The organism is uncultured Parabacteroides sp., assembly GCF_947855115.1.
GTDB lineage: Bacteria > Bacteroidota > Bacteroidia > Bacteroidales > Tannerellaceae > Parabacteroides.
The window spans coordinates 1-9772 of record NZ_CANTZW010000053.1; the positions used below are offsets into that span (position 1 = coordinate 1).

Here is a 9772-nt window from a genome sequence, read left to right on the forward strand (position 1 = left end):
ACACACACACACACACACACACACACACACACACACACACACACACACACACACAGTCGCCACGCGCGTCAAGATACAAAATATCATTTAATTTTCAGTCAGTTAGCAGGATTTTTCTTTCCGGATTATCCCGCCTTTTCCTGCGGGATACATTCTATAAATCCTATACCTCCCCCACCTTTTCCGGTTGGAGAGTTTTTTTTGTGCCGTCCGGCGATATACGGGGAGATGTCGTGCCCGTATGTCGCCGGAACGTCTTTCATGTAGAATTAACAAACAGATATATTATATGAATTTGAAAAAGCCCATATTGACATTGCTGTTCGTGCTGTCGCTTCTGCCCCTTGCGGCGCAGGAAAAGGCAGACACGACCTATACTTTCCGCTTCGTATCGGGCAAGGACATGTTCTATGTCCCGTTCGGGGAGAACGGGAAGGAGCTGCAACGCCTTCAGGAATGCGTGAGGCGGTACAAGACTGACATCCTTGCGGGAAAAATCCCACTATATGTGGACGGTTACAGCATTTCCGCATCCACCGAAGCGGGAAACCTCGCCGTGGCGAAGACCCGTTCCAACCGTGTGAAATCCGAACTGATAACCCGCAGCGGACTTGTGGAGAAATGCTTCACCACGCGCAACCATGCCTCGGACGGAAATTTCGTCACGGTACGCCTCGCAATACCGGCAGAGAAAGATGCCCCGGGCAGTACGCAGGCAAAAGCCGACAGTATGGCTGCGGAGCGTGCGGAAGCGGAGCAGGCGGAGAAAGCCCGTCTTGCCGCCGAGCGTGAAGCTGCCCGGAGAGCCGAGGAAGAACGCCTTGCGGCAGAACGTGCCGAACAGGAGCGCAGGAAGGCCGAGGAAGCCGCACGCAAAGCCGAACTTGAGAGGACGGAAGCCGAAAGGCTCGCTGCCGAAGAAACTGAAAAGGACGACTATACTCTCTCCCTGCGTGCGAACCTGCTGCGCTGGGCGACCCTTACACCTGATTTGGGTATCGAGTGGCGCATCAACCCATCATGGGGCATTCTGGTGAACGGCTCGTGGACATCATGGACATGGAACGACAAGGACAGAAGATATGCCCTCTGGGAAGTGTCGCCCGAAGTGCGCTATTATATAGGTAAAGAGAAATGCGGCTATATCGGTGCGATGTACAAAGCCGGGCAGTTCAACTACAAGTTCTCCGCGACCGGCAAGCAAGGCGACCTGATGGGCGGAGGCATTGTCGGCGGTTATCAGTTACGGCTGACTGATGCTTTAGACCTCGATTTCAACCTCGGTATCGGCTGCGTCCATGCCGACTATGAGAAATACGAGGTCATCGACGGGGTGCGTGTACGCCGTGGTACGGAGAGCAAGAACTGGTGGGGTCCCGTGAATGCGGGTGTAACCTTAGTGTGGAAACTGTTCTAACGGAAGGAGGAAAAATGAAGAAGATATTAAAGAATATGCTGGAAAATATACGTTCACGGGAAATAACGGTCGTCCGTAAAACGGTTTTGCCGATGGCGGCAATGACCCTTACTTTCGCTGTCACGATGACAGGCTGCGTGAAAGACGAGCTTTTCAATACCCCACACCCCGACAAAGGGGCTGTAGTGCTCGATATAGGCGGATTGCCCGGTGGAGACGGATATACAGTCGATATAGACGGACGGACATTCGAGACGACCGGAAGCGCGTTTACCGTGCCCGACCTGTTCGAGCCGGGGACACATACCGTAACGGTATATAACCGCCCCGAAGGCTTTTCCGTGGAAGGGCTTGTCGCCCGTGTGGCTCCTTTGGGGGCAGCAGTCCGTGCGGCTGACGGGCTTATACACCCCCTGCCCGGATATCTGCATTCGGGGACACGGCAAATAGAGGTCACGGCGGATGACAGCCTGAAAGTGGAGATGTCCGTATCGCAGCGGGTACGCGACCTGCATCTGGAACTGACCGTCACCGAAGGCGACCCCGAACGGATAGCGTCTGTCGAGGGAACGCTGTCGGGCATAGCCGGAGCATTCGACCTTGCGGCGCAGCAGACCACCGGCGAGGCTGTCTCCACGGCTGTCGAATTTATCCGTACGGGAGACAGGCTGACTGCCGACGCACGGCTGCTGGGTATCATGGGCAGCAAACAGACCCTTCTGCTCGACATCGTGTTCACCGACGGACGGACGCAGACGACGGGAAGCGACCTGACGGACTATCTGAAAGACTTCGGCAACGACATGACAGAGGCATTCCGGCTGGCAGGCGACCTGAACACCCCGATAGAAGCGGAAATGAGCGCCACCATCGACAACTGGCAGCCGGGCAACGGCGGCGGTGAAGATGCGGACATAAAATAAACGATTAAGCCGAGGGCAGAGCCGAACTTGTTCGGGTTATGCCGAGGCAGAGTGATTGTAGATTGAAAATCTAAAGTAACAAGGAAACTGAATAAATAAAATAACAGACTATGCAAAAAATGAAAGTGACGATTACCGGGCTGCTTGCACTCGCCGTATTTGCAGGATGCAGCAACGATGAAAACCTGCCCGGAGGGAATGACAGCGACAGCCGTTTGGCACTGCAAGTGACAAGCGGTATCCAGACCCGTGCCTACGATGACCGGTGGGAAGCCAATGATGCCATCGGTATCTTCGCACTGATGCCGGGAACCACTGAGATAGCCACCGATGAAACGAGCGGGACGGCACAGGGCAACAGGCAGTACAGTACGTTAGAAAATGCACTCGGCACATTCAACCCTGCCGATGAAAACGCGACTATCTACCTTCCTGTGGACGGACGCACACGCGATTTCATCGCCTACTACCCGTATAAGCCGGAAATGGCGGAAAGCACCTACAAGATAGACCTGACCACGCAGAATCCGCAGAGAAACATCGACTTTATGGTCAGCACGACGGAACAGGCAGAGGGAAGCAGCAAGACCAAAGGCATCAGCAAGACCGACCCGTCCGTGCAGTTCCGCTTCGAGCACAAGCTCTCAAAGGTGCGCCTGAATATCGAGACCGGAAACGGCTTCGCGGGCAACCACAGCGAGTTGGCGGGTATGACGGTAGCCCTCACGGGACAGCAGACAACCGCCGACTTCGACGTACTGACTGATGACGAAGTAACCATTGCGAAAGGTTACGAAGGCATCGACCTGCTCACCGCAGAAAACGGCCGGACATCCGAAGGCATCGTGATGCCGAGCTATGACTATGACGGGATGCAGTTCGAGTTCCACGTCAAGGGGCACGAGCAGCCTTATGTGTGGGAGCTGAACAATTCGGAGAAAGCCACGAGATTTGATCCGGGCAAGGAGTACATCTACAACATCACCATCCACAAGACCGCCATCGAGGTTACGGCCACCATCAAGGACTGGGAACAGGGCAACGCTGACGGCGAAAGCGGCAGTGCGGAATAAGGGACAGGACACACAGGCAATAATAGAAAAACAAATAAAAAGATGAAAGCAACGAATTACATTCTTTTTGCAGCCGCTGCCATTGCGCTGGCGGCTTGCAGCAATGACGGACTGCCCGGCGACGACCCGAACGCCCCGGTGGAAATCCGTCTGACAGGTGGTCTGGAGGTGCAGACCCGTACCTCGCACAACCTCGACACGCAGTTGAAAAACGGAGAACAGGTACACGTGTGGGTGGATGATGCCGGAAACGTGGCAGACAAGGAACTGTACAAAGACAGGGAACTGACGGCAGGAGAAAGCGGTGCCTTGACAGGCGAGACGATGTACTTCCCCCAGACCGGCAATGCCGTGGACATCTACGCCATACACGGGAATTTTGATGCGTATGAGGATTGGTCGTCAGGCGGTTTCTGGGGAGAAGTCATCCTGCACTGGATAGAGCAGGACCAGAAAAGCACAACCGACGGCTACGCCAAGTCCGACCTTGTGTATGCCAAATCCCCTAATGTCGCCCGCACGAAATCGGCCGTCAATCTGCCATTCAGCCACATGCTCTCCAAGATAGAGGTGGTGCTGGTGCAGGGAGCCGGAAGCCCGGAGATAGCGAAAATGGAAATCCTGAACACCAAGATCGTAGCCAAGTTCACCCCGGACAAGGCGAATGGCTTCAGCGTGAAAGCGGAGGATAATGTAGGTGAAATTGGAAACCCGATTGAGATAGACACCCACCTGACCGATGCAAAAACCGCTGCAAACACGGACAGTGATGAGGGCAAGGAACTGAACGAGGCTGTCATCGTCCCGCAGCTCTTGACAAAAGACACACCGTTCATCCGCATCACCACTACTGCGGGCGGGGAACTGGTTTATAAACTGCCGGAGGACAAGACGTTCGATCCTGCCAAGAAATACCGCTTTACCGTTACTGCCAACCTGACGGAGCTGAAGGTAGTAAGTGCAAAGATTACAGACTGGACTAAGGAAACAGGCGATGACGATGGCACAGCCGAAATGGAGTAATCGCTGACAGCCATCCTGTGCAGCAAGCGTAAGGCACGGAGATATGCCCTTTTGATATACGGTGTAGCTGCCCGCGTCGCGGCGGGCGGTGGCGCAAAGAAACCATAAAAAAGAAAGGAAAAAATGAAGAAGAATTGTTTTATCCCGACCAGCATCCTCCTGACAACCTGCTGCCTTGCAGCGATGACTGTCTTCACAGGCTGCAAAGACAGCAATGGCAAGGACAGCGAAACCGGCATCCTGAGACCAATCGCCGAGAACATCACCGGCAAGTGGAACATGGAGGAGAGCCACAGGAAGCAGGACGGCAAATGGGTGGAAGACCCTATCCCCGACGGCGAAGGACACACCTACACCCTCCGCACGGACGGCACGGCGTTGAGTGCATTTACCGCTCCCGACGGCTACACCAAGCTCAACTTGGGCGAATGGAAAGTGGACGAAGCGACGGGCAAACTGACGCTTGGCACGATGATCGTCGATGTGCTCAGTCTGGACGCGACATCGCTTGTCATGGGGCACGACGAAGCCCGCGACTCGGAAACGGGCGAAATAATGGAGGGAGAGTTCCGATGGACGTTTGCCCGCATGGACGAAAACCAGAAGACATTGGCCGAACAGTTGGTGGGCAAATGGATTCTCTCCAAGAGTTACGAGAAGAAAGGCGGCGAATGGGTGGAAAATTCCAACGGACTGCCCGACGAGGGCTGGCACCTGTACCGCGCGGACGCTACCTTCACTGCCTATTCACGCAGCGGCGAACATGAATTTACAAGCGATACGAATTGGGTGGTGAACTGCACCACCGGGGAAGTGCGCTGGACGGCAGAGAACGGGCAGAGCTCCACGGCAGACGTGACCATCGAGTCCGACGGGACACTCTCCGTGTACTACTCGAACAGTTTCGACCCCGTGACGGGACAGTCTGTCGCCGGCGAATACAAGGACGTGATGGTACGCGCACAGGAATAAATTTCAGCCACCCCGTGCGTCAGCGTAAGGCACGGAGAGATACCTACTAATTAAGGTGCATCGGGCGGTTTCGCAGCCGCCGGTGGCACAAGAATAAACAATTAAAAACCGGAAATATGAAACGTAGTATATTACGACACAAGTTTGCTTTATGGCTGGTAGTAGCCTTGACTTTGGCCTCGTGCTCGCAGGACGAGCTTGCCGGAGGCGAACAAGGCACGCTGCTGCCTTACGGGAAATACCCGCTGGAGCTGACCGCCGCCATAGGAGAGGCAGTCGCCACGCCTGCCACGCGCGGCACGGTGCATGGGACGTGGCCGGATGGCTATTCTTACAATTATCTCCAAATAGCCAGCAGTATCGAGTATCCGGAGGAGAATAAAATCGACTGGATGAGTTACATGGTGAGTACAGTCCGCACATATCAGATATATGCGGATGGCACAATGGTAATAGATCGTTACTATATGCGTGACCCTATCTATTGGAGACGTACTGATGAGATAATCTATATCTATGCCTATTCGTGGAGTAGAACTCCTGACGAGCGTAATACTTCGGACCCACACGAGGTCTATGAGGACCAAAGCGAAGAAGATAAATTAAATGATAGCGATTACCTCTTTGCTTATGAGGCCTTGACCTTCGACGGGGACCACACGCTGAATTTCCGCCACCTCACCTCGAAGGTTACCATCAACCTCAGGCCGTCCGAATACCTCTCGGCGCAAGCCCCTGAAGATGTGGAGGTCAAACTTACCGGCAAAGACGGGGAAAAATGGTATATAAAAGGAAATTTCAAAGGAACAAAACCCAAGGAGATAGCATTGTTTGAAGCCGAGGGGCTGGAGCAGTCGGAAATCATTCCATACAGGAACCCTAATCCGACGGAGGGCATGTACGCCACCTACGAGGCTGTCGTAATCCCGCAGACAATAACCGGCACCGGCAAGACCATAGAGATAAAGGTAGGCGAAACCACCTATTCCTACGAGGTTGAATGTTCGAAAGACAAATACACCAGCGGTGAAGAATGGATTTACAACATCACCGTCGATGCGAAAGGCTTGGATGTGACGGTCGAAGAGGGCGACATCAGCTGGGGGAAAGGTGACACTGGCAGCGGTAGCGTAGCCCTTTAAAACGAACATATAATAAAGGAACAACAATATGAACAAGAATATTTTACATCATGTAATTTTTAGTGCGGCACTTCTGCTGCTCGCCGCCTGTACGCAGGATGACCCGCTGGGCGATAACGGCACGACCTTGCCCGAAGGCGTGTACCCGTTGGAGATTTCATCCGTTACCCTCGATGCGGAAGTCAGCTCGCAGCCGTGGGGTGCGGATGCCCCTCAGACCCGTGTCAGTGAGAACAACCCGGACAGGAACAGCAGCAAGTGGGACGGCAACGAAACTATCTATGTGCAACTGGACAATACAGACGAGATTGGAGAGTTCAAAATAAACAAAATAGATGAAAAAAATATAACGGTTACACCTGTCAATACCGTCTATTGGACAAAATGCGAGGACAATGTGACGGCGTGGTATCCTGCAAACGGGGAGATAAAACTTGACAATCAACAAGATGGAAATCTGGCGTATGTACTACGAGCCACCGCAGAGAAGGTTTCCTACGACAGTCCCGTCGCACTCGACCTCTCTCATCAGCTTGCCAAAGTACGGGTGAAATTCGTGGGCGAAAAGGCCGGAAGTGTGACTGATGTCAAGATAGAGAGCTACACCTCTTGCACGAACACGAACGGAGTGGTAGAAGGCGATGAGACATCTGTCGGCGAAATCACTATGTACAAGACTACCTTGTCAAGCAACGCGGACTGCTGGGAAGCCAATGTAGTGCCGGGAAAAGGAATAACAAAGTTCAGGGTGAACGGCGGTGATTGGGTAGTCTTATCAAATCCCGTCACGCCTGAAAAAGGGAAGATACACGAGATAAGTATTGACGTAAAGAAAGCATCCTTGAAACCCGGAACGGATGGCAAATTCACCGTCAATGGCGGTGATGTCCTTATCAAGGATTACGAAGGCTCGGCACCTATCGTGGTGAATGGCAACGCCACCATCACCCTCGACAATGTGGAGCTGACAACCGAAGGCACGGCTATGGAAATCAACAACGGAGCCACCGTTACACTGAAAGTGAAGGGAACAAACAACTCTCTGACCTCCACAAATGGCAGCGGCATCGGTGCGCACGAAAACTGCAACATCACCATTAATGGCAACGGAACCGGCAACAGCAAGCTGACAGTCTCCTCCGGTGAAGGGCGCAATGTCGGCATCGGTTTTATAATGGGGCAGGGGCAAGGAACTCTTAGTTATGGCAATATCGAAATATCCGATGTGACACTTTCCGTCACAGCTTCCTCCGGGGGAAGTGATAATGAGGGAACCGCGATAGGAGTAACGGCAAGCGTAAATGGTGGTTGGCAGAGTCAGGCAGTTGTTGGAAATATAACCATAACTAATTCAAATGTCACAGCCAGCAGCAAGAGGGGGGCGGCATGCATCGGGACAAGTTTTTGGGAGAATGATATGCAGTCCCTTACTATGGGCGTTATTTCCATTGAAAACTCTACCGTTACAGCAACGAATCAAGAAGTGGGTTCTTGGCTTCCTGCATGTATCGGTATGGGTACTGTTTACGCTGGCAGTGTCACCATCCAAAAGATAGAAATCGAAAAATCAACGCTGAATCTCACCACCAACGCACAGTATAAGGTGGGGAAAGGTGTGGTTTACGACACAGCCACCATCACCGAGGGCATCATCGTGGATGGAAGTGATAAGGGTAAGGAGGGTTGGAATCCGTGACAAGTGTATTTCCCAAAACATAATATTTACAAAACGAGTACCCGTCTCGTAAACCGGGTGGCGGAATCCGAAAAGCCGAAATAATAAATAACAGAATGACGGGAATTACGACAAGAGCTTCAAGCCTACATTGAATAAAAAAAGATGAAGCGAATATCATTACAGCAAAAAATCCTTTTCGGATACTTGGTATTGGTGGCGGTCATAGGCAGTATGGTCGCCATCTTGCTGCATGAGCGAGGCCGTACACGTGAAATAGAAGCGGAAAGCAAGGATATTAGAGAAATCGCAAAGAATATCAATAAAGTCCACCGCTACATTACGGAACTTACCACGCAAGGCGAGGGTGTGCTCGGCTGGGACGACGAGGACAGTCGTGCCTATCATTCCAAACGCCTCGACACAGACAGCCTGCTTCAAGCACTCCGTCAGGAATGTGTCCGTTTTGTGCGTCCCGAACAAATCGACACGTTGCGGATGCTGCTCGCGGCCAAAGAATCGCACCTGCTGCGTATCATGCAGAGTTTTCGCCAACGGGAGGCGATGGACAGCCTGATCGTCCAACAACTGCCTACGGTCGTCAAAAGTGCGAGCAAGCCCCGTATAGAAATACGACGCAAAAAAGGCATCGCGGGATTTTTCGGCAAGAAGGACACGATAAGGGTATATCCGCCGTCGAGAAACCTGCGCACGCTAAACAGCCAAATAAATACTTTGCGGGATACGCCGACCTTTGATTTCAATGATCCGGTGGACAGCCTTCGCCGGCAAAACAGGCAGTTAAACCGTAAACTGTCGGCACTTATCACCTTTCTGGACGAGCAGGCTCAAAAGTCATTCGACGTTCAGGAAAGACAAATAGCCGACACGAGGCTATCCTCTTTCCGTTTGCTGGCCTGCGTGCTGGGTGCAGCTATCCTGCTGCTTATCCTCTCGTATATCATCATCCAACGGGACATACGGCGGCAGGAGGCCGGAGAGCGCAAGCTGAAAGAGATTATCGGGCAGAACCGCGACCTGCTTGATATGCGCAAGAAAATCATCCTGACGATTTCCCACGACATACGCGCCCCGTTGAGCATCATCAACGGCAGCGCAGAGCTGGCGATGGACATGCGCGACCGCAAGAAGCGCAACAGCCATCTGGCCAATATCGGCATATTGTGCAAACATATCCTGCACCTGCTGAACAACCTCTTGGACGTGTACCGTCTCAACGAGGCGAAAGAGACCCGCAACGACACCCCTTTCCGGCTTTCCGACCTGCTGGAACGTATCGCGTCGGGGTTCACCCACGCCGCCAACGACAAAGGGCTTCTCTTTCAGTGCAATTTCGAGGGCACGGACGTTACGGTCTGCGGCGACAGCGACCGCATCGAACAGATCGCGGACAACCTGCTCTCGAACGCTGTCAAGTTCACCGGAGCGGGAAGCGTCGGCTTCACCGCCCGCTACGAAAACGGGACGCTCCTGCTGACCGTCGAAGATACGGGTATCGGCATGAGCGAGGAAACGGCGGCACGCAT

At 53.1% G+C, this 9772-nt stretch carries 8 protein-coding genes; all 8 read left to right on the forward strand.

Annotation, left to right across the window (positions count from 1 at the left end):
• Positions 1-289: 289 nt before the first annotated feature.
• A complete protein-coding gene (locus Q0110_RS18000; RefSeq protein ID WP_297909801.1) occupies positions 290-1417 on the forward strand; it encodes a DUF3575 domain-containing protein in 1128 nt (375 codons plus the stop codon).
• Complete coding sequence (locus Q0110_RS18005) at positions 1402-2340, forward strand: FimB/Mfa2 family fimbrial subunit (RefSeq protein WP_297909804.1); 939 nt, start codon at positions 1402-1404, stop codon at positions 2338-2340. The genes Q0110_RS18000 and Q0110_RS18005 overlap by 16 nt, the downstream gene beginning before the upstream one ends.
• A gap of 110 nt (positions 2341-2450) precedes the next feature.
• The gene (locus Q0110_RS18010) at positions 2451-3413 is read left to right on the forward strand and encodes a fimbrillin family protein (RefSeq protein ID WP_297909807.1); all 963 of its coding nucleotides are present in this window, start codon (positions 2451-2453) and stop codon (positions 3411-3413) included.
• A gap of 42 nt (positions 3414-3455) precedes the next feature.
• On the forward strand, positions 3456-4436 hold the full coding sequence (locus Q0110_RS18015; RefSeq protein WP_297909812.1) for a fimbrillin family protein: 981 nt from the start codon (positions 3456-3458) through the stop codon (positions 4434-4436).
• A 123-nt stretch (positions 4437-4559) separates the two neighbouring features.
• Positions 4560-5408, forward strand: coding sequence for a hypothetical protein (locus Q0110_RS18020; protein WP_297909815.1), 849 nt, complete (start codon positions 4560-4562; stop codon positions 5406-5408).
• A gap of 116 nt (positions 5409-5524) precedes the next feature.
• Complete coding sequence (locus Q0110_RS18025; RefSeq protein ID WP_297909817.1) at positions 5525-6550, forward strand: fimbrillin family protein; 1026 nt, start codon at positions 5525-5527, stop codon at positions 6548-6550.
• Positions 6551-7127: 577 nt separating this feature from the next.
• Positions 7128-8246, forward strand: a complete 1119-nt coding sequence (locus Q0110_RS18030) for a hypothetical protein (protein WP_297909820.1) — start codon at positions 7128-7130, stop codon at positions 8244-8246.
• 144 nt (positions 8247-8390) lie between these two features.
• The coding region (locus Q0110_RS18035) for a HAMP domain-containing sensor histidine kinase (protein ID WP_297909824.1) at positions 8391-9772 on the forward strand (1382 nt) is incomplete at its 3' end.